The organism is Streptomyces sp. ISL-11 (genome assembly GCF_018614525.1).
Lineage (GTDB): Bacteria > Actinomycetota > Actinomycetes > Streptomycetales > Streptomycetaceae > Streptomyces.
Genome location: NZ_JAGGOL010000027.1, coordinates 70387 through 90405, shown reverse-complemented (window position 1 = coordinate 90405; position 20019 = coordinate 70387). Strand labels below are relative to the sequence as shown.

The following is a 20019-nucleotide window of genomic DNA, read 5'->3' as shown; positions in this document are numbered from 1 at the left end:
AAACCCGGTGGGACCCACCGGAGGAACGGAGCAGCAAGGTGACCACGGCTCACCACGTCGCCGACCCGCGAACGGCGTCCGACAGACCCGGCCACCGCACCGTCGGCGCCGCGACCTCGCTGCTCGACGCCTACGAGCCCGGCGACGCCCGCTTCTTCGCGTCCCCCACCCGCACCCTCCTCGCCCGCGGCGTCCGCGCCGAGGTGCCCCACGGTGACACGCCCCTGACCCGGCGCGTCACCGAGACCCTCGACGCCGAACTGCTCGCCGGCAACCCCGCGCCCGTCGTCATCGGCGCCGTGCCCTTCGACCCCGCCGCGGCCGCCTCGCTCGCCGTGCCCGGGACCACCCGGTGGGCCGCGCCGCTCGCCGAGGACCCGCTGATCGCCCTGCCCGCCGCCGCCCCCACGGCCGCCCGCTGGGACATCCGGCCCGTACCCGAGCCCGCCGTCTACGGCGCGGCCGTCGCCGAGGCCGTACGCCGCATGAAGCGCGGCGAATTCGGCAAGGTCGTCCTCGCCCGCACCCTGGAGCTGCGCTCCGACCGCGAAGTGGACCTGCCCGCGCTGCTCCAGCGCCTCGCCCGTCGCGACCCCTCCGGCTACACCTTCGCCGTCCCCTCCGGCCCCGGCCGCACCCTCCTCGGCGCCAGCCCCGAACTCCTCGTCGCCCGCCGCGGCGGCCGGCTCATAGCCAACCCGCTCGCCGGCTCCACGCCCCGCAGCGCCGACCTGGCCGAGGACGTCCGCAGGGCCGCGGCCCTGCTCCGGTCGGAGAAGGACCTCCACGAGCACGCCGTCGTCGTCGACGCCGTCCGCGACGCCCTCGCCCCCTTCGCCCGCGGCCTCGACGTGCCCGCCCGCCCCACGCTGGTGCGCACCGCCGCGATGTGGCACCTGTCCACGACCCTCACCGGCGACCTGGCCGACCCCGCCGTCTCCGCCCTGGAACTGGCCTCCGCCCTCCAGCCCACCCCGGCCGTCTGCGGCACCCCCACCGATGTCGCCCGCGAGGTCATCGGGGAGCTGGAGCCCTTCGACCGCGGCGCCTACACCGGCATGGTCGGCTGGAGCGACGCGAGCGGCGACGGCGAATGGGTCGTCACCATCCGCTGCGCCGAGGCCGAGGGGCGCACCCTGCGGTTGTTCGCCGGCGCCGGCGTCGTCGAGCAGTCCTCGCCGGAGTCCGAGACCGCCGAGACCGCCGCCAAGTTCCGTACGTTCCTCGACGCCGTCGGCGCCGACCAGCAGGAGACCGGCCGATGAGCCCGCAGGCCCTCACCCAGGACGCCCCCGCCCACCCCGCCGAGTACGCCGAGCGCTACCGCGCCGCCGGCTACTGGCGCGGCGAGACCTTCGGACGGATGCTCCGCGAGCGCGCGGCGGCCCACCCGGACCGGATCGCGATCGTCGACCCCGCCGGTGAGCGCCGGGCCTGGACGTACGGCGAGCTCGACGAGCGCGCCGACCGGCTCGCCGCCGGCTTCCTGGACCGCGGCATCGCCAAGGGCGACCGGGTCGTCGTCCAGCTGCCGAACGTCGCCGAGTTCTTCGAGGTCGTCTTCGCGCTCTTCCGCATCGGCGCCCTGCCCGTCTTCGCGCTGCCCGCGCACCGCGAGAGCGAGATCCGCCACTTCTGCGCGTTCACCGAGGCCGTCGCCTACGTCATCCCCGACGTCGCCGCCGGCTTCGACCACCGCGAACTGGCCACGAAGGTACGCGCCGAGGTCGCCACCCTGCGCCACGTCTTCGTCGTGGGCGAACCGGGCGAGCACACCGCGCTGCGCGACGTGCCCCGCGACACCGCCCCCCTCCAGGACGGCCCGGCCCCCGACGACCTGGCCTTCCTCCAGCTCTCCGGCGGCTCCACCGGCGTGCCCAAGCTCATCCCGCGCACCCACGACGACTACATCTACTCCCTGCGGGGCTCCAACGAGATCTGCGCGGTGGACGAGAACAGCGTCTACCTCTGCGCGCTGCCGGCCGCCCACAACTTCCCGCTGAGCTCCCCGGGCACGCTCGGCGCGCTCCATGCCGGCGCCCGCGTCGTCCTCGCCCCGCAGCCGAGCCCCGACGTCGCCTTTCCGCTGATCGAGCGCGAGGGCGTCACCATCACCGGGCTCGTACCGCCGCTCGCGCTGGTGTGGACGGAGGCCGCGGCGAGCACCCCGCACGACCTCTCCAGCCTCGATGTGCTGCTCGTCGGCGGCGCGAAGTTCAGCGAGGAGGCCGCCCGGCGGGTGACGCCCGCCCTCGGCTGCACGCTCCAGCAGGTCTTCGGCATGGCGGAGGGCCTGGTGAACTACACCCGGCTCGACGACCCGTACGAGACCATCGTGACCACCCAGGGCCGCCCCATCTCGCCCGACGACGAGATCCGCGTCGTCGACGACGCCGACGCCGACCTGCCCGTCGGCGCCACCGGCCACCTGCTGACCCGCGGCCCGTACACCATCCGCGGTTACTGGCGGGCGGCCGAGCACAACGCGACGGCCTTCACCGAGGACGGCTTCTACCGCACCGGCGACATCGTCCGGCGCACGGAGACCGGCCACCTGGTGGTCGAGGGACGGGCCAAGGACCAGATCAACCGGGGCGGCGAGAAGGTCGCCGCCGAGGAGATCGAGAACCACATCCTCGCCCATCCGGCCGTCCACGACGCCGCCGTCGTCTCGATGCCCGACGACTATCTCGGCGAGCGCACCTGCGCCTACGTCGTCCTGCGCGAGGGCGCCGAACCGGTGAGGTCCCCGGCCATCAAGAAGTTCGTCCGCGAGCGCGGCCTGGCCGCCTACAAGGTCCCCGACCGGGTGGAGTTCGTGGAGCGCTTCCCGCAGACGGGTATCGGCAAGGTGTCGAAGAAGGACCTCCGCGCCGCGATCGCCTCCCGGCTGAGCTCCGTGTCACCGCCCCGCTGAGCGGGGCGGCCCCGACGCCGGGCGGCGACCGCCCGCGCCCGGTGACCGAACCACCCCTACGAGGCAGACCTCCCGCACCTGAAAGGCCCTTCATGGCACTGCCGGCCATTGCTCCCTATCCGATGCCCAGCGCGTCCGACCTGCCCGCGAACAAGGTCGACTGGACCGTCGACCCCGACCGGGCCGTGCTGCTCGTGCACGACCTGCAGAACTACTTCCTCGACGCGTTCGAGCCGGGCGCCTCGCCGTTCACCGAGCTCCTCGCCAACGTCGCCGCCGTGAAGAAGGACTGCGAACGCCTCGGCGTCCCGGTCGTCTACTCCGCCCAGCCCGGCGGCCAGAGCGCCGCCGAACGCGGTCTCCAGCAGGACTTCTGGGGCCGCGGCCTGCCCGACGACGCGCACGCCAAGGCCATCGCCGCCGAGGTCGCCCCGGCCGGCGGCGACACGGTCCTGACGAAGTGGAAGTACAGCGCGTTCGTCCGCACCGACCTCGCCGAGCGGATGGCCGCACAGGGCCGCGACCAGCTGATCGTCGTCGGGGTGTACGCGCACATCGGCGTGCTGATGAGCGCCGCCGACGCCTGGATGCGCGACATCCGGCCGTTCCTCGTCGCCGACGCCGTCGCCGACTTCTCCGCCGAGGACCACGCCATGGCCCTGCGCTGGGCCGCCGCCAAGTGCGCCGTGGTGACCACCACCGACCGGCTCTTCGAAGGGGCATGACACTCCGATGGCTCTCACCCTCGAACAGATCCGGGCCGATGTCGCCGACGTCCTCGGCGAGGACCCCGCGGACATCCCCGACGACGAGAACCTCGTCGACTACGGGCTCGACTCGGTGCGCATCATGACCCTCGTCGAGCGCTGGCGCCGCGACCACGGCACGGCGGTCACCTTCGTCGAGCTCGCCGAGCAGCCGGCCATAGAGCAGTGGGCGCCCCTGCTGGGGGCCGGGACGTGAACGTTCGTACGCTCGACCGGCTCACCCCCTCCGGCGCGCGGCCCTCGCCCGCGCCGGAGGGGCTGCCCCTGACCTCGGCCCAGGCGGGCATGTGGTTCGCCCAGGCACTCGACCCGGTCAGCCCGGCCCTCAACACCGCCGAGTACATCGAGATCCACGGCGAGGTGGACCCCGTCCTCTTCGCCGACGCCCTGCACCGCACGGTCGGCGAGGCGGACGCCCTGCGCGTCCGGCTCGCCGACACCGGCGACGGCCCCCGCCAGCTGCCCATCGCCGTCGAACCGCCCGGCCACGGCTTCCCCCTGCACGCCGCCGACCTGCGCGACCAGGGCGACCCCGACGCGGTCGCCCTCGCCTGGATGCGCGCCGACCTCGCCGAGCCCTTCGACCTCGCCGCCGGCCCGCTCTTCGCCCACGCCCTCTTCCGCGTCGGCGACCGGCGCTGGCTGTGGTACCAGCGGGCCCACCACGCCGTCCTGGACGGCTACGGCCACTCCCTCGTCGCCCGCCGCGTCGCCGAGGTCTACTCCGCCCTCGCCACCGGCGCCGACCCCGGCGCCAGCCCCTTCGGCCGGCTCGCCGCCCTCGTCGAGGAGGACACCGCCTACCGCGCCTCCGGCACCCGCGCCCGCGACCGCGCCCACTGGCTCGGCCTCTTCGCCGACCGCCCCGCGGCCTCCACCCTCGCCGGCCGCACCGCCCTGCCCTCGCGCACCTCCGTCCGCAGCACCGCCCACCTGGCCCCCGACGCGACCGACCGGCTGCGCCGCCTCGCCGCGTCCGTACGGGCCACCTGGACCGATGTGCTCTTCGCCGCCCAGGCGTTCTACCTGGCCCGCGCCACCCGCAGCGAGGACGTCGTCCTGGGCCTGCCGATGATGGGCCGCATGGGCTCGGTCGCCCTGCGCGTCCCCGGCATGGTCATGAACGTGCTGCCCCTGCGGCTGACGGTCACCGCCGACACCACCTTCGCCGAGCTGACCCGCCAGGTGGTCCTCGGCATCCGCGCCGCCCGCCGCCACCAGCGCTACCGCCACGAGGACATCCGCCGCGACCTCGGTCTGCTCGGCGAGGGCCGCGCCCTGGTCGGCCCGCTCGTCAACGTCATGCCCTTCGACTACGGGCTGACCTTCGCCGGCGCCCGCTCCGACGCGCACAACCTCGCCTCCGGGCCGGTGGACGACCTCACCGTCAACATCTACGACCGTGCCGACGGCTCGGGCCTGCGCGTCGACTACGACGGCAACCCCGCCCTGTACCGCCGCCGCGAACTCGCCGCCCACCAGCACCGCTTCCTCGACCTGCTGACCCGCATCGCCGACAGCGACCCGCACCGCCCGCTGGGCGCCCTCGCGCTGGCCACCGACGCCGAGTGCCAGCAGGTCCTCGTCGACTTCAACGACACCGCCGCCGAGCTGCCGCCCACCACCCTCATCGGCCCGATCGAGGCCCGCGCCGCCCGCACCCCCGGCGCCACCGCCGTCGTCCGCGGCACCGAGAGCCTCACCTACGGCGAGCTCAACACCCGCGCCAACCGCCTGGCCCGGCACCTGACCACCCTCGGCGTGGGTCCCGGCGCCCTCGCCGCCGTGGCCCTGCCGCGCTCCACCGACCTCGTCGTGGCCCTGCTCGCCGTCCTCAAGGCGGGCGGCGCCTATCTGCCGCTCGACCTCGACCACCCGTCCGCGCGGCTCACCGCCGTCCTGGACGGCGCCCGGCCCGCCTGCGTCGTGACCGACCTCGCCGGCCTGGCCGCGCTGCCCGCCGGCGCCCCGCCCGCCCTCGCCCTGGACGACCCCGCACAGCGGGCCGCCCTCGCCGCGCACCTGCCCACCGACCCCGGCCGCGCCCTCACCCCGCAGCACCCCGCCTACGTCCTGCACACCTCCGGATCCACCGGCACCCCCAAGGGCGTCGTCGTCCCGCACTCCGCGATCGACAACCGGCTGCGCTGGATGCAGGACCGCTACCGGCTCACGCCCGAGGACCGGGTCCTGCAGAAGACGCCCATCGGATTCGACGTCTCGGTGTGGGAGTTCTTCTGGCCGCTGCGCGAGGGCGCCACCCTCGTCGTCGCCGAGCCCGGCAGCCACCGCGACCCCGCGCGGCTGGCCCGCACCATCCGCGAACAGGGCGTCACCACCGTCCACTTCGTGCCCTCCATGCTCCAGCTGTTCCTCGACGAGCCCGGCGCGGCCGGCTGCACCGGCCTGCGCCGGGTGTTCAGCAGCGGGGAGGTGCTGCCGCGCGCCACGGCGGAGACCTTCCACCACCGGCTCCCCGGCGTCCCGCTGCACAACCTCTACGGGCCGACCGAGGCCGCCGTCGACGTCACCCACCACACCTGCGTGCCGGGCGAGAGCGGGCCCGTACCCATCGGCCGCCCCGTCCACAACACCCGCCTCTACATCCTCGACACCGCCGGCCGGCCCTGCCCGCCCGGCGTCCCCGGCGAGCTGCACCTCGCCGGCGCCCAGCTCGCCACCGGTTACCTCGGCCGGCCCGACCTCACCGCCGAGCGGTTCGCCGAGGACCCCTGGGGCCGGCCGGGCACGCGCATGTACCGCACCGGCGACCTCGCCCGCTGGCGGCAGGACGGCGTCGTCGAGTACCTCGGCCGCACCGACCGCCAGGTGAAGCTGCGCGGCCAGCGCGTCGAACTCGGCGAGATCGAGGCCGTGCTGGTCTCCGACGAACGCGTCGCCGCCGCCTGCGCGCTGGTCCGCGAGGACCGGCCCGGCGACCCGCGCCTGGTCGCCTATGTGACTCCGGCCTCGGCGGATGCCGCCGCCGAGGCCGGTCCGCCCGACCCCGCCGCGCTGCGGGCCCACGTCGCCTCGACGCTGCCCGCCGCCATGGTCCCGGCCGCTGTCGTCGTCCTCGACGCCTTCCCGGCCGGCCCCAACGGCAAGCTGGACCGCGCGGCCCTGCCCGCCCCCGCGGCCGCCGTGACCGGCGGCGCGGGACGCGCGCCCCGGGGCCACCACGAGGAGACCCTCACCGGTCTCTTCGCGGAAGTCCTCGGACTGCCCCACGTCGGCGTCGACGACGGCTTCTTCGACCTGGGCGGCGACTCCCTCCTCGCCGTCCGCCTCGTCACCCGCGTACGGGAGGCGCTCGGCGCCGACCTCGCCCTGGGCACGCTCTTCCGGGCCGCCACCCCGGCGGCGCTCGCCGAGCGGCTGGGCGGCGAAGGAGAAGGCGACGCGTCGGCGCTCGGCGTCGTCCTGCCGCTGCGCGCCACCGGCGGCGGCACCCCGCTGTTCGCCCTGCACCCCGCGGCGGGCCTGGCCTGGTGCTACACCGGGCTGCTCACCCACCTGGGCCCCGACCGGCCGGTCTACGGGCTCCAGGCCCGCGGCCTGCTCCCCGGCGACGAACTCCCCGCCACGCTGGAGGAGATGGCCGCCGACTACGTCACCCACATCCGCCGGCTCCAGCCGGACGGCCCGTACCGCCTGCTCGGCTGGTCGGCGGGCGGCGTCCTCGCCCACACCGTCGCCGTGCTGCTCCAGGAGGCGGGGGAGAAGGTCGAACTGCTGGCGATGATGGACGCCTACCCGTCCGACCAGTGGCGGCGGCGCGCCGCCACCGTCGAGGCGGACGCCCTGGCGGCGCTCCTGGAGACCGCCGGCTGCGAGCGGGACGAGGGCGTGCCGCTCACCCGCGACGGCGTCACCGCCCGGCTCCGCGAGGAGGGCAGCGCGTTCGCCGCGCTGACCGGCCGCGCGCTCGGCGCCGTCGTCGACGTCGCCGTCAACACCACCACGCTCACCCGCGCCCACCGGCACCGCGTCTACGACGGCGACGTCCTCTTCTTCACCGCCGTGGCGCCCCGCCCGGAGAAGTGGCTGACGCGCGACGCCTGGCGGCCCTACGTCACCGGTAATCTGATCAACCGCGACATCGACTGCGCGCACGCGCGGATGACCTGGCCGGGCCCGCTCGCGGAGGTCGTCGAGGCGGTGACCGGCCACCTGGGGGAGAGCGACTGATGCACGTGGACGGGGCGCCCCGCGTCCTCGGCCGGGACCCGCTGCCCGGCGTCTGGGCGCCGGGCCCTCCCCGGCTGTGGCTGCTGCGCGTGAGCGACCGGCCGGTCCCGCCGCCCGGGGAGTACGAGCGGATCCTCGACGCCCGGGAACGGGAACGCGCCGCCGGCTTCGTACGCGACCTGCACCGGGAGCGCTACGTCGCGGCGCACCTGGGACTGCGGCAGCTCCTGGGCGCGTATCTGGACCTCGCCCCGGCGGCGGTCGGGACGGTCCGCGAGCCGTGCCCCGGCTGCGGGGGACCGCACGGCCGCCCGGCCGTCGCCGGGGCGCCCTTCCACTTCAGCCTCTCGCACGCGGGAGACCTGGCGCTGTTCGCCTTCGCCTCCACGCCCGTCGGCGCGGACGTGGAGGAGGAACAGGGCCCCGGCGTCATCGACGAGGTGGCGCGGATGCTGCACCCCGACGAGACCGCCGAGATCACCGCCCACGCGGGCCCCGAGCGGCCGGCGGCCTTCGCGCGCTGCTGGACGCGCAAGGAGGCGTACCTCAAGGGGACCGGGACCGGCCTGTCCGAGGACCCGTCGGTGACCTACGTCGGCGCGGGGCCCGTCCCGGGGGCACCGGGCGGCTGGGCGCTGACCGATGTGGCGGTGGGGCGGGGGTACGCGGCGGCGGTCGCGGTCGCTTTCAGCCCGTCCGGCGTTTGAGGACACCGCCGCGCAGCGGTGGTGCGGACGATACGGTCCGCGGATCTTCGGCTGCGGGCCGTCTGTGCCGCCTGCGGCGGCGGGCGCCCTGCGGGCGCGTCCTCAATCTCCCCCAGCTACCGCTGGGGGTGCCCCCAACGGGCTTGTTTCGGCTGGGCTCAGCCGACTTCAGCGCGCCCGCTCACTTGGCGGGCGCCACCGACAGGGAGTGGCGGAAGACGTCGGCCGGGTCCCAGCGCTTCTTCACCTGCTGGAGCCGGGCGTAGTTGTCCTTGTAGTAGAGCGCGTGCCACGGCACACCCGAGGTGTTGATCTTCGGGTCGGCCATGTCGCTGTCCGGGTAGTTGATGTAGCAGCCGTCCGACTGACCGTTCAGGCCCGGCACGCCGCCGGTCTCGGCGAAGAACTTGCCGTACATCCCGCGGATCCAGCCCAGGTGGGTGTCGTCCTGGGCCGGGTCGTTCCAGAACGTCTGGAAGAGCAGCTTGAAGGCCGAGCTGCGCTGTGCGTAGGCGGTGGCGTCCGGGGCGACGGCGTTGACCTGGCCGCCGTAGGAGAACAGGATCGCCATGGTGCGGGCGTTCTTGTAGTTGGGATCGGTCAGGGCGGCGTACAGCGCGGCGACCTGGGTGTCGGTGAAGTTCTTGCGCAGGTAGGCCGACTTGTGGGCGCCGCGCACCGCCGGGTCGTTGAGGGTGGAGTTGCTCGTGGCGATCAGGCGGGTCGCCTGGAGCCACGGCAGCTGCCGCGCCGCGGCCAGCTGCGGCAGCGCCGGGAGCTCGCCGTTGGGCTTGTCCAGGGCCTTGACCGTGGCACCGACACCCGCGGTGATCGCGGCGAGGTACTCGTCCAGCAGCTGGCTCGCCCCCGGCACGGTCGCGTCGACCTGCGTGAACAGGCCGATGACGCCGTTCGCCTGGGAGGAGATGTTCATGATGCTGCTCAGGTGGCGGTTCTTGTTGTCCGCGGCGCTGTTGGCCTCGAACCACGCGCCGTAGTTCTTCACCAGCCGCGTGAAGCCCTGCTGGTCCAGCTGGCTCCAGGGAATGCCGACCGCGCTGACCAGCACGGTCGACGGCGGCTGTATCAGCTGGTTGCCGGGTGTGGAGCCGGTGGCACCCGGCGAACGGAACCAATAGCGGGTCACCAGACCGAAGTTGCCGCCGCCGCCACCGGCGTGCGCCCACCACAGGTCGCGGTTGGGGTCGCCCGCCTCCCGGGTGGCGCGGACGACCTTGACCTCGCCCGAGGCGCTCGCGACGACCACCTCCACCGCGTACAGGTGGTCGACGACCAGGCCGTTCCGGCGTGAGAGGAGCCCGTAGCCGCCGCCGGCGATGTGGCCGCCGATGCCCACGCTGTAGCAGGTGCCGCCGGGGATGGTGACGCCCCAGCCCTTGTAGAGGGCCTCGTAGACGTTGAGCAGCCGGGCGCCCGGCTCCACCGAGAACGCGCGCAGCGACGGGTCGTAGCCGACCGCCGTCATCTCGGAGAAGTCCAGGATCACCTTGGCGTCGGGGTGACAGACGAAGTCCGCGAAGCAGTGCCCGCCGCTGCGCACCGAGACCCGTTTGCCGGCCTTGATGGCGTCGCTCAGGGCGCGTACGGCGTCGCCCGAGGACTTGATCATCTTGACGTACTCGGGCCGGGCGACGAAGCGCTGGTTGTTGCCCGTGGTCAGCCCCGGGTAGCGGGCGTCGGACGGTGCGATCGTGGCGCCTCCGGCGCGCTCCAGCGGGCTGGACTCGCCGGGCGCGGGCTCGTCGGCCGCGTGCGCCTGGCCGGCGAGGCCGGTGAGCGCGGCGCCTCCGGCGACGGCGGCGCTTCTTCTCATGAGGGTACGACGATCCATGTGCTGCAAGGTGACTCCCCCGTGTGTGCCGTGGTGGTGACGCGAAAGGCGCTGAGCGCAAGGCAGTTGTGCGCCAGACCGCTCAATGCCTGGGGGGATTAACTCCCGGAATTCCGGCTTCACCGGAAGTGATGTCGGTCATAGGCGCGGTGGGGGCGGCCGATGGGTTCCGCGCACCCGGCTCTTCCTGCGCTTTTGCGTGCGCGGCCGGTGATCTCGGTCGGCCGGGGGCGCCGGGCGGACTTTGTCATGTCGGTGCGCGGGTACGGCGAAGGGCCCCTCGCCGTGTGGCGAGGGGCCCTTGTCGTGCGCACCACCGCTGCGCGGTGGTGTCCTCAATCTCCCCCAGCTACCGCTGGGAGGTGCCCCCAACGGGCTGATAGTGGCTGAGCTCAGCCGCAATCAAGCCTGTCCGGCGATTGAGGACGCGCCCGCAGGGCGCCCGCCGCCGCAGGCGGCAAGGACGGCCCGCGGCCGAAGGCCCGCGCCCGCCGCCGCGGGCGGCAAGACCGCGGCCGGCGGCCGAAGACCCACCGGACACCGCCTAAGGGGTACTTCGGATCAGGTCACCGCTTGGCGGCAGCCGGTCCGTTGCCGAGCGCGGAACCGCCGCTGACGTCGATGACCTGGCCGGTGGTCCAGCGGGAGTCGTCCGAGGCCAGGAAGGCCGCGAGGCCCGCCACGTCCGCGGGCGTACCGGTGCGGCCCAGGGCCGACCAGCTCTCGGCGGTGGCCTTCATCTCCGGTATGGCGAGCCACGGGTTGAAGTCGGTCTCGACGATGCCGGGCGCGACCGCGTTCACGGTGATGCCGCGCGGCGCCAGCGCCTCGGCGAGCGTCAGGGTCAGGGTGTTGACCGCGCCCTTCGCGGCGGAGTACGCCACGATGTTCGGCATGGCGATGCGGGTGGTGGCGCTGGAGACGTTGATGATCCGCCCGCCGTCGCGCACCCGGGTGAGCGCCTGCTGGGTGACGAAGAACAGCGACTTGACGTTGACCGCGAACAGCCGGTCGTAGTCGGCCTCCTGTACGGCCTCGATCGGGCCCATCAGGCCGACGCCGGCGTTGTTGACGAGGATGTCCAGCCCGTCGGCGTGCTTGTCGAACTCCGCCCACAGCTCGGCCGCGTCACCGGGGACACCCAGCTGGGTGCGGATCGCGAACGCCTGGCCGCCGGCCGCCTCGATCGCGCTCACGACCTCCTTGGCCGCCTCGTCGTTGCTGCCGTAGTGCACGCCCACGCGGGCCCCCTCGGCGGCCAGTCGCTCGGCGACGGCACGTCCGATGCCCCGGCTTCCGCCGGTGACGAGGGCGGTCTTTCCCGAAAGTGCACCCATGGCACTGCTCCCCTTCGTGGTTCTGCGTCCGGTCGTACGTACTTCTGTAGCGATCGCTATGCGGCGGACCCTAACACAATGATTAGTGGCCGATATAGAATTCGGTCATGACAGCGAGCAAGCGCGGCCGGCCCCGCTCCTTCGACCGCGAGGCGGCCCTGGAGACCGCGACCCTCGCCTTCTGGGAGCACGGCTACGAGGCGACGTCGGTCGCCGACCTGACGCGGGCGATGGGCATCGCCCCGCCCAGCCTCTACGCCGCGTTCGGCAACAAGGAGACGCTCTTCGCCGAGGTCGTCGACGCGTACGCGCGGACGTACGGCGACTTCGTGCGCCGCGCCCTGAAGGAGGAGCCGACCGCGCGCCGGGCCGTCGCCCGCGTGCTGCGCGAGGCCGCGTACGAGTACACGGCGCCGGGGCGCCCCACGGGCTGCCTGATGCTCATGGCGGCCACCAACTGCACCACCGCCTCCGCCGAGGTGGAGGCGTCGCTGCGGACCCGCCGCGCCGCGACGATCGCGGCGATCGAACGCCGCGTCCGCGACGACATCGCCACCGGCGAACTGCCGCCGGACACCTCGGCGGCCGCGCTCGCGCGCTGCGCCGGCGCGGTGATGCAGGGCATGTCCCAGCAGGCCCGCGACGGCGCGACGGAGGAGGATCTCCGGGGGGTGGCGGAGACGGCGATGGGGGCCTGGCCGGTGTGAGGGGGCCCGCTCCGGACGCGGTGAGGCCGCCCCGGTGCCGGCGGTCCGGGGCGGCCTCGTGTCTCGATCGCGGTGGGCTCCGGCCGCCTCAGCAGTTGACGATGCTGCGGACCGGGTCCCAGCTGCCGTTGGCGTCCCTGCTGTGGGCCGGGGGCGTCCGGTAGATCACCGCGCCGCTGGGGTTGTACATGAGGGCCACCGTGCCTGCGGTCTGGTTGTTGTCCCAGGAGCCCCTGCCGCCCCAGGTGCTGAAGTAGTAGCGCTTGCAGGTGTACATGTCGACGGTGTCGCCCGAGTAGTTCGTGCCGCGGTAGGCGCACATGTGCTTGTAGTCGGCGCCGCCGCCCGCGCAGGGGTTGTAGTGCGCTGCGGCACCGGCCGGGGCGGCCAGGTCACGGGGGCTCTTCTCGCCCGGTACGGTCAGGTAGACCATGCCGCCGTCCAACTGGATCCGGCTGGGCGCCACTTGCTTGCCGCCCATGGTGTCCAGGTAGCCGTTCACCTTCTCCTGCAGCGCGTCGGCCTGGCTCGCGGACAGCCCGGCGGCCCGTGCCTGGGCCGTGAACTGCGCGGAGGTCGCCTCCTGGCCGGCCGAGGCCGGCCCGGCGGTGACGAGTGCCCCGAACAGTGAGAGCAGGCCGGTGGTCAGTAGCGCCGTGGTCCTGGATCGCATGGATGACTCCCTTGTCGTTGCCGTGTGAGCGCGGTGTCCACGAGTTCCGCGGTGTCCGGCAGCAGTCTCGTGGGGCCGCCCGGCGGTGTCATCGACGATGCGTGCACCGTTCTTGTCACCGTGGGCACGAAGGGGAGCGTGTGACGGGGGAGGCGTGGGGCTCCCCACGCGCATTTCGCCACCAGGGCGAATTGGCAGAGGCGCGAAAGATATGCCCCCGGCGACTCGCTAAAACCAGCGGTTTGTTAGCGGGCGGAAATTGACAAGGGCGTGAACGATATGCCCCGGCAACTCCCCGGATTCGGCGGCCAGTTCACGGTCGGTCAGTAATTGACAGAGGCGTGGCGATTGCCTACCGTCCCGTCGTCAGGTTTTTACCGATCGCACCCGAGGGTATTCATGACCACGCCCCCAACATTGCCGAAGTTCAGGCAGCAGTCGATCCTTGCCGTTCTCATGTTGTGCTCGCTGCTGATCTGGCTGGACAACACCGTCCTGAGTACCACCTTGGATACCCTCGCGGACCCGGTCCGTGGACTGGATGCCGGCCCGGCCGAGCTTCAATGGGCCACAGGCTCGTACACCCTGGCCTTCGCCACCTTGATGTTCACCGCAGGCGCAGTGGGTGACCGCTTCGGTCACCGGACCGTGCTCGCAACCGGATCGGTGATCTTCGCCGGGTCCTCGGTGTGGGCGGCGTACGCAAGCGACGCAGGCCAACTGATCGCCGCGCGAGCCGCGATGGGAGTGGGCAGCGCGCTGATCATGCCCGCCAACCTGGCCATCCTTATGTGGACCTTCACCGGTCCCGCGCGGGCAACCGCGATCGCCATTTCCTCGACATCCGCCGGTGTCGGAATGGCCGCGGGCCCGGTGTTGGCGGGGTTGCTTCTCGACCATTTCTGGTGGGGCTCGGTCTTTCTGGTCAATGTCCCGGTCGTGGTGCTGGCGTTGGTCGGGATCGCCATGCTGGTCCCGAATTTCCGCAGCCCCGTCCGGCGGCCGCTGGACCCGGCCGGGATGTTGCTGTCGATCAGCGGGCTCGCGGCATTGGCCTACGGGCTGATCCGTGCGGGGCAGGTGGCCGCCTGGAGTCGTACGGATGTCTGGGCGCCGATCGTCGTCGGACTGGTCCTGCTGGCCGCTTTCGTACTCGTCGAACTGCGGATCAAGGTGCCCAGCTTCGATCCCCGACTGCTCGCACAACGTGCGTTCGGTGGCGGTAACGTGGCGCTCGGATTGCTCCTCTTCGCTGTGACCGCCGTGACCTTCTACAACGCGTTCTACCTACAGGGCGCACGCGACTTCTCGCCGATGGAGGCGGGCTTGGCCAGTCTCCCGACCGCGCTCGGTGCGGTCCTGGGGGCGCCCCTCGGTGCGCGTCTGGTTCATAACTGGTCACTACGATCTGTCACCGTACCGGCGCTCACCGTGGCGGCGCTGACCATGGGCGCGTGCGGGTTCCTCGGATTGCACACCCCACTCATCGGGATCGAGATCCTGTTGTTGGTCCAGGGCCTCTCCATCGGCCCGGTGACGGCAGCATTGATCAGCTCCCTGCCGTTGGAACGGGCCGGTGCCGGGTCGGCCGTCACCAACACCGTGCGACAGACCGGCAGCGTGATCGGGATCGCAGTGGGCGGCACGATCATGTCGATCGTGTATCGGCGCGCGATCGAACCCTCGCTGAGCGATGTACCCGGGCCGGTGCAGGAGCGGGCGCGGGTCTCCGCCGAACAGGCCCGGCATGTCGCCACCGCGATCCACCGGCCCGCTCTTGCGCGCGCTGCCGATGATGCGTTCATTCACGCCATGCACGTCGGCGCGGTCTGGATCATGCTCATCGCACTCTTCGGAGCAGCCGTGCTGGTGATTGCCCTGCGTCCTGCCGGAAGGCCCACGGGGCCGGCGCAGGAGCCGGACTCCGATCGAGGAGGCAGCCGCTCCGTGACGGGGGCGACCCCCCACTCCGGGGCCGATCACCAACCTGCTTATGAGGGCGATGACGTGGGCAGCCGCTGACCCGACGCACACGGCGACGCGGTGCTCGCCGACGAATGGGGGCCCGGTAAGACGCTGTTCCCTCGGCGGCCGCCCCGTCCATCACGGCGTACGCGTCACGCCGGGCGTTCCGCCGCGCTGGCCTCGATGCAGAATTCGTTGCCGGCCGGGTCCGCGAACACCACCCAGCCCCCGCCGTCCGGCCTGCGCCGGTCGTCCACGACGGTCGCACCGAGCGCCGCCACCCGCTCCACTTCCTCCTCCCGAGGCCGGTCCGGCTGGAGGTCGAGGTGGACCCGGTTCTTCAGCGTCTTCTTCTCGGCCACCCGCACGAACAGCAGGGTCGTCCGACCGGCGGGCACGTCCAGCGCCACCTCGTCGTCGCCGGGCCGGTCCGCCGGATCGACCGGATGGCCGAGCACCTGGCTCCAGAACTCGGCCAGCGCGTACGGCTCGTGGGGTGCGGCGCAGTCGAAGGTGATGTGCCGGATGAGGGACGTCACGGGGTCTCCCGGGATGCGATGAGTACGGGACGGGGTGCGGTGCCTCGCGGGACTGTACCGGGGCGGGCCGGGCGGCCGGCGGGCATTTTCCCCGGCGTGTACGGCTCTTACGGGTGCGCCTCCCACAGATGGCGGCCCATCGCGACCCGCCACGCGCGGGCCTCCTCCACGTCGCCCTCCCGCATGGCCTGATAGCGCGCGTCCTTGATCTCCCGGCACTCCGCACACGGAGGCACCTCCGGCGGTGTGGTCGGCGTGCTCACCGGTGGCCGTCCCGCCGTCGGCTCTCGGCGTTCGCGGCGGCGACGCGCGCGGCGAGCACTTCCGCGCGGGTGGCCGGGCGGATGTCCGCCGGTGCGGCATGCCACTCGATTCCGCCGCCGGGCAGCCGCAGTTGGTAGCGCGACCACTGATCGTCCATGACCTCGCCCACGCGCTTGCCGGCACGGTCCCAGACGAGTTCGCCTACGGCGGGCGCGTAGCGGATGGGGGGCTGGGTATGGGCCATAGGGCAACCTCACGTAACCGGTTCGCCCACACGGGGCGATGTTCACTGTCTGTGCGCCCAGCGTTGCCCTCCGCTCGTACTCTGACCAGGGTTGAGGCCACCCCAATGAGGCTGGGGTGAAAGGGGTTTGGCATGGCAGGCGATCAGAGTGAAGCGACGCCGCTGAACGGTGCGGCCTATTTCGGCACAGAGGTACGGGAGTGGCGCGTGCACCTGGGGCTGAGCCAGCGGGAGCTGGGTGAGAAGGCGACGTACGGGCAGCAGTACGTGGCCAAGGTCGAGGCGGGTGAACGTCTGGCCAGTCTCGAATTTGCGGTCGCCTGCGACAAGGCGTTCGGTGCACCGGGCACGTTCGCACGTTTGCGAGAGCGGGCTGCCCGTCGCGGGTATCCCGAGTGGTTCGAACCGTACGTGAGGCTCGAACAGCGGGCGACGACGATCCTGGACTACAGCCCGGCTCTCGTCATGGGCATCCTGCAGACCGAGCGATATGCGCACGCGGTCTTCCGGAAAGCGCACCCGCGAGACGATCTCGATGTGACTGCGGAAAAGGTCGCGCGACGGCTCAAGCGACGTGAGGTGATGGAGGTCGAGAACCCTCCGCTGCTCTGGGTGATTCTGGATGAGGCGTGCCTTCGCCGGATGATCGGTGGTCCGGAAGTCATGGGTGAGCAGCTGGCGCACCTGTTGCGGGAAGCCGAGTCGCCGCATGTCACCCTCCAGGTGCTCCCGTTCGGGGCGGGGGCACCGGCGTCGCATTTCGCGTTCAACGTGATGAAGTTCGGTGATGACGAACCGGACGTCCTCTACGTGGAGAACCCGGTATCCGGGCAGGTGATCGACTCTGCGGCCAGCGTGGCTGATGCCAACGTGACCTACGATCGGCTGCGTGCCGACGCACTGTCCCCAGAGGCCTCGCTGGCCTTGATTCGTAAGGTGATGGAGGAGTGGATCTCGTGAGCACACCCGATATAGCCGACGCTGTCTGGGTCAAGTCCACCTACAGCGGCGGTAACGAAGGTCAATGCCTGGAAGTCGCCGAGAACATACCCGGCACCGTCCCCGTCCGGGACAGCAAGCACCTCCACCGACCGCCCCTCCTCTTCCCCGCCCCCGCGTGGGCCGCATTCGTCACCGCCCTCCGGCAGGGGGAACTGCGGCCCTAGCCGGAAAAGCGTTTGACGCCCGTCGGCGTCCGGCGATCGGATGGCGGCGCATGAGCACAGGACAGACGCATCCCGGGCCGCACCCCGTCGACGAGGACCTCGTACGGCGGCTGGTCGCCGGGCAGTTCCCCCGGTGGGCGGGGCTGGCGGTGGAGCGGTTTCCGTCCGGTGGCACGGTCAACGGTATGTACCGGCTGGGCGACGGCATGGTCGTACGGCTGCCGCTGGTGAAGGGCGGAGCCGAGGACGTAGGGGTGGAGCGTGAGTGGCTGCCCCGCCTCGCCGCCCGGCTGCCCGTGCCCATCCCGGAGGTGCTCGGGGCGGGGGAGCCCGCCGAGGGGTATCCCTGGCCGTGGTCGGTGTACCGGTGGCTGCCGGGGGAGAACCCCGAGGCGGGGGCGTTGAGCGAGCCCGTGCTGCTGGCCGAGGATCTCGCCGGGTTCGTGGCGGCGATGCGGAGCGTCACCCTGCCGGGGGCACCGGCGGCCTACCGCGGTGGGCCGCTCGCCTCGCTCGACGCGTCGACCCGGGCGGCGATCGAGGAACTGCGCGGGATCCCGCAGGAGGGCGTCGACTGCGATGCCGTGGCCGCCGTATGGGAGGACGCGCTGCGGGCCCCGGACTGGGACGGGCCGCCGGTCTGGCTGCACGCGGATCTGATGCCGGGCAATCTGCTGGTGGACGGTGGCAGGCTCACCTCGGTGATCGACTTCGGGTGCATGGGGGCGGGCGATCCGGCCTGCGATCTGTTCCCGGCGTGGAATCTGCTGCCGGCCGATGGGAGGAAGGTCTTCCGTGAGGCGCTCGGCGTGGACGACGCGACGTGGAGCCGCGGCCGGGGCCGGACGCTCTCGCAGGCGCTGATCGCGCTGCCGGACCACCGGAGGACGAACCCGGCGATGGCGGGCAACGCCCGGCACGTGATCCGGGCGGTGCTGGAAGAGGGCTGAGACCTCCCCACCGTCGGTGGCCCCGGCTGCTCACCACACGCCGGGGCCTCCGCCGCGCCACTCCACGAATCGCGGATCGTCCAGCTGGACCTCATCCGGATCCGCCCCGGCCCGCCGAAGGAATTCGAGGACATCGGCCACGCCGTACGCCACCCCGAGGTGCTCGGCACCGGCACTCACCCGCCGTCCTCCTGATGACGAGGGCGGATGAACCGTGATCCTGACGTGTCCCGGCATGCCTCCAGCGTCTGCCCGGATCCGTCCGGGCGCATCCGGAGCCGGGATCCGGACAGGCGCTCGCCGCCTCGCTCGCTTCCCGGCCAGGCCGGGCCAGGCCGCCGGCGGGCGAGTCCCGCGGCGAGGTGCAGGGGGCTAGGCCGTGTCCGGCGGATCTTCGGCTGCGGGCCGGCTTGGCCGCCTGCGGCGGCGGGCGCCCTGGGGGCGCGTCCTCAATCTCCCCCAGCTACCGCTGGGAGGTGCCCCCAGACGGGCTTGATTTCGCTGGGCTCAGCCGCTTTCAGCCTGTTGGGGGCACCCCCAGCGGTAGCTGGGGGAGTTTGAGGACACCGCCGCGCAGCGGTGGTGCGCACGACACGGCCCGCAGTGCCCGCTCACATGATCCGCCGGACACGGCCTAGTGTCGCCCCCTGTGACTGACTCCTCCTCCTATCTGCGGGCTACAGCGGATGCCTACGACGCCGTCGCCGCCCTCTACGCCGATCTCGTCCGCAATTGGCTCGACCAGCAGCCCCTCGATCGTGCGGTGCTCGCCGCGTTCGCCGAGTCCGTGCGCGCCGCCGGTGCGGGACCCGTCGCCGAGCTCGGATGCGGCCCCGGACATGTGACGACGCACTTGCGGAGCCTGGGGCTGGACGCCTTCGGTGTCGACCTGTCCCCGGTGATGATCGACCTTGCCCGCCAGGCACACCCCGACCTGCGCTTCGAGATCGGGTCGATGGACGCCTTGGACCTGGCCGACGGCGAACTGGCCGGCATAGTGTCCTGGTATTCGGTCATCCATACCCCTCCGCAGGAAATACCTTCGTACTTCGCCGAGTTCCGCCGGCTGCTGGCCCCTGGCGGACACCTCCTGCTCGCCTTCTTCGAGGCAGAGGGAGGGCCGGTGGCGGCTTTCGACCACAAGGTGACGACGGCCTACCGGTGGCCGGTCGACGACCTCGCCGGCCTGGCGCGCGAGGCCGGGTTCGTCGAAGTCGGGCGGATGCTGCGCGAGCCCCACGCGGAGGAGCGGTTCCGCCGAGGTCATCTGCTGATGCGCAGCGCACCGCCCGGCGCCCTGGTGGACGTGTCGTCCGGCCCGTCCACGGGGCCGATCAGCCCCGCCTCGTAGGCAAGGACGACCGCGTGGGTGCGGTTGCTCGCGTCCAGTTTGGTCAGCACGTTGCCCACGTGCGTCTTGACGGTCTCCAGGCTCACCGTCGGCGCGGCGGCGACCTCCTGGGCGCAGCCGCGCGACCAGGGGCAGGACGTCCGCGCCGTCGGCGGCCTCGCCGACGACCTCCAGGTCGGGTTTGGCCGCCAGCAGGGCCCGCAGGCCGGTGCGCGTGAGTTCGTCGTCGACGACGTCGGCATCCTGTGCGCCGCTTTCGTCCGGCGGGCGGGTCTTCTCGGCGGGCTGCGTGCCGTGACCCTGTCCATCGGTGTCGTCGCGGTGGCCGCGGCGGTCATGTTCTTCGTTCAGTGCGATCCGGGAATCGGACTGGGCGGAATGGAACGCGT

19 protein-coding genes and 2 pseudogenes are annotated in these 20019 nt (G+C 72.6%); 12 read left to right on the top strand and 9 right to left on the bottom strand.

The window, feature by feature from the left end; translation table 11 throughout:
• The first annotated feature begins 38 nt into the window (after nucleotides 1-38).
• The 6 genes from dhbC (at nucleotide 39) to J7E86_RS07320 (ending at nucleotide 8582) form a co-directional block, all read left to right on the top strand.
• Nucleotides 39-1265, top strand: a complete 1227-nt coding sequence (gene dhbC / locus J7E86_RS07345; RefSeq protein WP_215080693.1) for an isochorismate synthase DhbC — start codon at nucleotides 39-41, stop codon at nucleotides 1263-1265.
• The gene (locus J7E86_RS07340; protein ID WP_215080692.1) at nucleotides 1262-2917 is read left to right on the top strand and encodes a (2,3-dihydroxybenzoyl)adenylate synthase; all 1656 of its coding nucleotides are present in this window, start codon (nucleotides 1262-1264) and stop codon (nucleotides 2915-2917) included. Before dhbC ends, J7E86_RS07340 begins: the two co-directional genes overlap by 4 nt.
• A gap of 92 nt (nucleotides 2918-3009) precedes the next feature.
• On the top strand, nucleotides 3010-3642 hold the full coding sequence (locus J7E86_RS07335) for an isochorismatase family protein (RefSeq protein WP_215080691.1): 633 nt from the start codon (nucleotides 3010-3012) through the stop codon (nucleotides 3640-3642).
• 7 nt (nucleotides 3643-3649) lie between these two features.
• Nucleotides 3650-3880 carry a phosphopantetheine-binding protein gene (locus J7E86_RS07330; protein ID WP_215080690.1) on the top strand — a complete coding sequence of 77 codons (231 nt, stop codon included), beginning with the start codon at nucleotides 3650-3652 and terminating at the stop codon, nucleotides 3878-3880.
• Nucleotides 3877-7875, top strand: a complete 3999-nt coding sequence (locus tag J7E86_RS07325; protein ID WP_374223773.1) for an amino acid adenylation domain-containing protein — start codon at nucleotides 3877-3879, stop codon at nucleotides 7873-7875. The genes J7E86_RS07330 and J7E86_RS07325 overlap by 4 nt, the downstream gene beginning before the upstream one ends.
• Complete coding sequence (locus tag J7E86_RS07320; protein ID WP_215080689.1) at nucleotides 7875-8582, top strand: 4'-phosphopantetheinyl transferase superfamily protein; 708 nt, start codon at nucleotides 7875-7877, stop codon at nucleotides 8580-8582. Before J7E86_RS07325 ends, J7E86_RS07320 begins: the two co-directional genes overlap by 1 nt.
• Nucleotides 8583-8763: 181 nt before the next feature.
• On the opposite strand, the gene J7E86_RS07315 is transcribed toward J7E86_RS07320, so the two are convergent.
• The gene (locus J7E86_RS07315) at nucleotides 8764-10416 is read right to left on the bottom strand and encodes an FAD-dependent oxidoreductase (protein WP_251018778.1); all 1653 of its coding nucleotides are present in this window, start codon (nucleotides 10414-10416) and stop codon (nucleotides 8764-8766) included.
• Between the two features lie 584 nt (nucleotides 10417-11000).
• The gene (locus J7E86_RS07310; protein WP_215080687.1) at nucleotides 11001-11771 is read right to left on the bottom strand and encodes a glucose 1-dehydrogenase; all 771 of its coding nucleotides are present in this window, start codon (nucleotides 11769-11771) and stop codon (nucleotides 11001-11003) included.
• A 107-nt stretch (nucleotides 11772-11878) separates the two neighbouring features.
• Between J7E86_RS07310 and J7E86_RS07305 the strand changes: the two genes are divergently transcribed.
• On the top strand, nucleotides 11879-12478 hold the full coding sequence (locus tag J7E86_RS07305) for a TetR/AcrR family transcriptional regulator (RefSeq protein WP_215080686.1): 600 nt from the start codon (nucleotides 11879-11881) through the stop codon (nucleotides 12476-12478).
• A gap of 88 nt (nucleotides 12479-12566) precedes the next feature.
• Here J7E86_RS07305 and J7E86_RS07300 read toward each other — a convergent pair whose 3' ends face one another.
• Complete coding sequence (locus J7E86_RS07300) at nucleotides 12567-13151, bottom strand: hypothetical protein (protein ID WP_215080685.1); 585 nt, start codon at nucleotides 13149-13151, stop codon at nucleotides 12567-12569.
• A 399-nt stretch (nucleotides 13152-13550) separates the two neighbouring features.
• On the opposite strand from J7E86_RS07300, the gene J7E86_RS07295 reads away from it, so the two are divergent.
• On the top strand, nucleotides 13551-15173 hold the full coding sequence (locus tag J7E86_RS07295; RefSeq protein ID WP_215080684.1) for an MFS transporter: 1623 nt from the start codon (nucleotides 13551-13553) through the stop codon (nucleotides 15171-15173).
• Nucleotides 15174-15268: 95 nt separating this feature from the next.
• Here the strand turns inward: J7E86_RS07295 and J7E86_RS31800 are convergent, their stop codons facing one another.
• From J7E86_RS31800 to J7E86_RS07280, 3 genes are all read right to left on the bottom strand, one after another.
• Nucleotides 15269-15655: a VOC family protein gene (locus J7E86_RS31800; RefSeq protein WP_215080683.1), complete on the bottom strand. Its 387-nt coding sequence runs from the start codon at nucleotides 15653-15655 to the stop codon at nucleotides 15269-15271.
• 107 nt (nucleotides 15656-15762) lie between these two features.
• On the bottom strand, nucleotides 15763-15918 hold the full coding sequence (locus J7E86_RS31795) for a hypothetical protein (RefSeq protein WP_215080682.1): 156 nt from the start codon (nucleotides 15916-15918) through the stop codon (nucleotides 15763-15765).
• Nucleotides 15915-16163 carry a hypothetical protein gene (locus J7E86_RS07280; protein WP_215080681.1) on the bottom strand — a complete coding sequence of 83 codons (249 nt, stop codon included), beginning with the start codon at nucleotides 16161-16163 and terminating at the stop codon, nucleotides 15915-15917. Before J7E86_RS07280 ends, J7E86_RS31795 begins: the two co-directional genes overlap by 4 nt.
• A gap of 132 nt (nucleotides 16164-16295) precedes the next feature.
• Here J7E86_RS07280 and J7E86_RS07275 point away from each other — a divergent pair, with 132 nt between their 5' ends.
• The 3 genes from J7E86_RS07275 to J7E86_RS07265 are packed head-to-tail and all read left to right on the top strand — an operon-like array spanning nucleotide 16296 to nucleotide 18279.
• Nucleotides 16296-17123: a helix-turn-helix transcriptional regulator gene (locus tag J7E86_RS07275; protein ID WP_215080680.1), complete on the top strand. Its 828-nt coding sequence runs from the start codon at nucleotides 16296-16298 to the stop codon at nucleotides 17121-17123.
• Complete coding sequence (locus tag J7E86_RS07270; protein WP_215080679.1) at nucleotides 17120-17329, top strand: DUF397 domain-containing protein; 210 nt, start codon at nucleotides 17120-17122, stop codon at nucleotides 17327-17329. Before J7E86_RS07275 ends, J7E86_RS07270 begins: the two co-directional genes overlap by 4 nt.
• Before the next feature lie 50 nt (nucleotides 17330-17379).
• Nucleotides 17380-18279: an aminoglycoside phosphotransferase family protein gene (locus J7E86_RS07265; protein ID WP_215080678.1), complete on the top strand. Its 900-nt coding sequence runs from the start codon at nucleotides 17380-17382 to the stop codon at nucleotides 18277-18279.
• A gap of 30 nt (nucleotides 18280-18309) precedes the next feature.
• On the opposite strand, the gene J7E86_RS07260 is transcribed toward J7E86_RS07265, so the two are convergent.
• Nucleotides 18310-18459 carry a hypothetical protein gene (locus J7E86_RS07260; RefSeq protein WP_308312506.1) on the bottom strand — a complete coding sequence of 50 codons (150 nt, stop codon included), beginning with the start codon at nucleotides 18457-18459 and terminating at the stop codon, nucleotides 18310-18312.
• A gap of 469 nt (nucleotides 18460-18928) precedes the next feature.
• On the opposite strand from J7E86_RS07260, the gene J7E86_RS07255 reads away from it, so the two are divergent.
• Nucleotides 18929-19630, top strand: a complete 702-nt coding sequence (locus J7E86_RS07255) for a class I SAM-dependent methyltransferase (protein WP_215080676.1) — start codon at nucleotides 18929-18931, stop codon at nucleotides 19628-19630.
• On the opposite strand, the pseudogene J7E86_RS30870 reads toward J7E86_RS07255, so the two are convergent.
• Both J7E86_RS30870 and J7E86_RS30865 read right to left on the bottom strand, forming a co-directional pair.
• Nucleotides 19543-19737: pseudogene (locus J7E86_RS30870) on the bottom strand (response regulator transcription factor); the annotation flags it as partial. The gene J7E86_RS07255 and the pseudogene J7E86_RS30870 overlap by 88 nt on opposite strands.
• Before the next feature lies 1 nt (nucleotide 19738).
• A pseudogene (locus tag J7E86_RS30865) lies at nucleotides 19739-19834 on the bottom strand (DNA-binding response regulator); the annotation flags it as partial.
• Between the last annotated feature and the right edge of the window lie 185 nt (nucleotides 19835-20019).

Coding starts and splice junctions, on each gene's coding strand:
- J7E86_RS07340 (WP_215080692.1), top strand. CDS start 1,262: ATGAGCCCGCAGGCCCTCACCCAGGACGCCCCCGCCCACCCCGCCGAG.
- J7E86_RS07335 (WP_215080691.1), top strand. CDS start 3,010: ATGGCACTGCCGGCCATTGCTCCCTATCCGATGCCCAGCGCGTCCGAC.
- J7E86_RS07330 (WP_215080690.1), top strand. CDS start 3,650: ATGGCTCTCACCCTCGAACAGATCCGGGCCGATGTCGCCGACGTCCTC.
- J7E86_RS07320 (WP_215080689.1), top strand. CDS start 7,875: ATGCACGTGGACGGGGCGCCCCGCGTCCTCGGCCGGGACCCGCTGCCC.
- J7E86_RS07315 (WP_251018778.1), bottom strand. CDS start 10,416: ATGAGAAGAAGCGCCGCCGTCGCCGGAGGCGCCGCGCTCACCGGCCTC.
- J7E86_RS07310 (WP_215080687.1), bottom strand. CDS start 11,771: ATGGGTGCACTTTCGGGAAAGACCGCCCTCGTCACCGGCGGAAGCCGG.
- J7E86_RS07305 (WP_215080686.1), top strand. CDS start 11,879: ATGACAGCGAGCAAGCGCGGCCGGCCCCGCTCCTTCGACCGCGAGGCG.
- J7E86_RS07300 (WP_215080685.1), bottom strand. CDS start 13,151: ATGCGATCCAGGACCACGGCGCTACTGACCACCGGCCTGCTCTCACTG.
- J7E86_RS07295 (WP_215080684.1), top strand. CDS start 13,551: ATGACCACGCCCCCAACATTGCCGAAGTTCAGGCAGCAGTCGATCCTT.
- J7E86_RS07280 (WP_215080681.1), bottom strand. CDS start 16,163: ATGGCCCATACCCAGCCCCCCATCCGCTACGCGCCCGCCGTAGGCGAA.
- J7E86_RS07275 (WP_215080680.1), top strand. CDS start 16,296: ATGGCAGGCGATCAGAGTGAAGCGACGCCGCTGAACGGTGCGGCCTAT.
- J7E86_RS07265 (WP_215080678.1), top strand. CDS start 17,380: ATGAGCACAGGACAGACGCATCCCGGGCCGCACCCCGTCGACGAGGAC.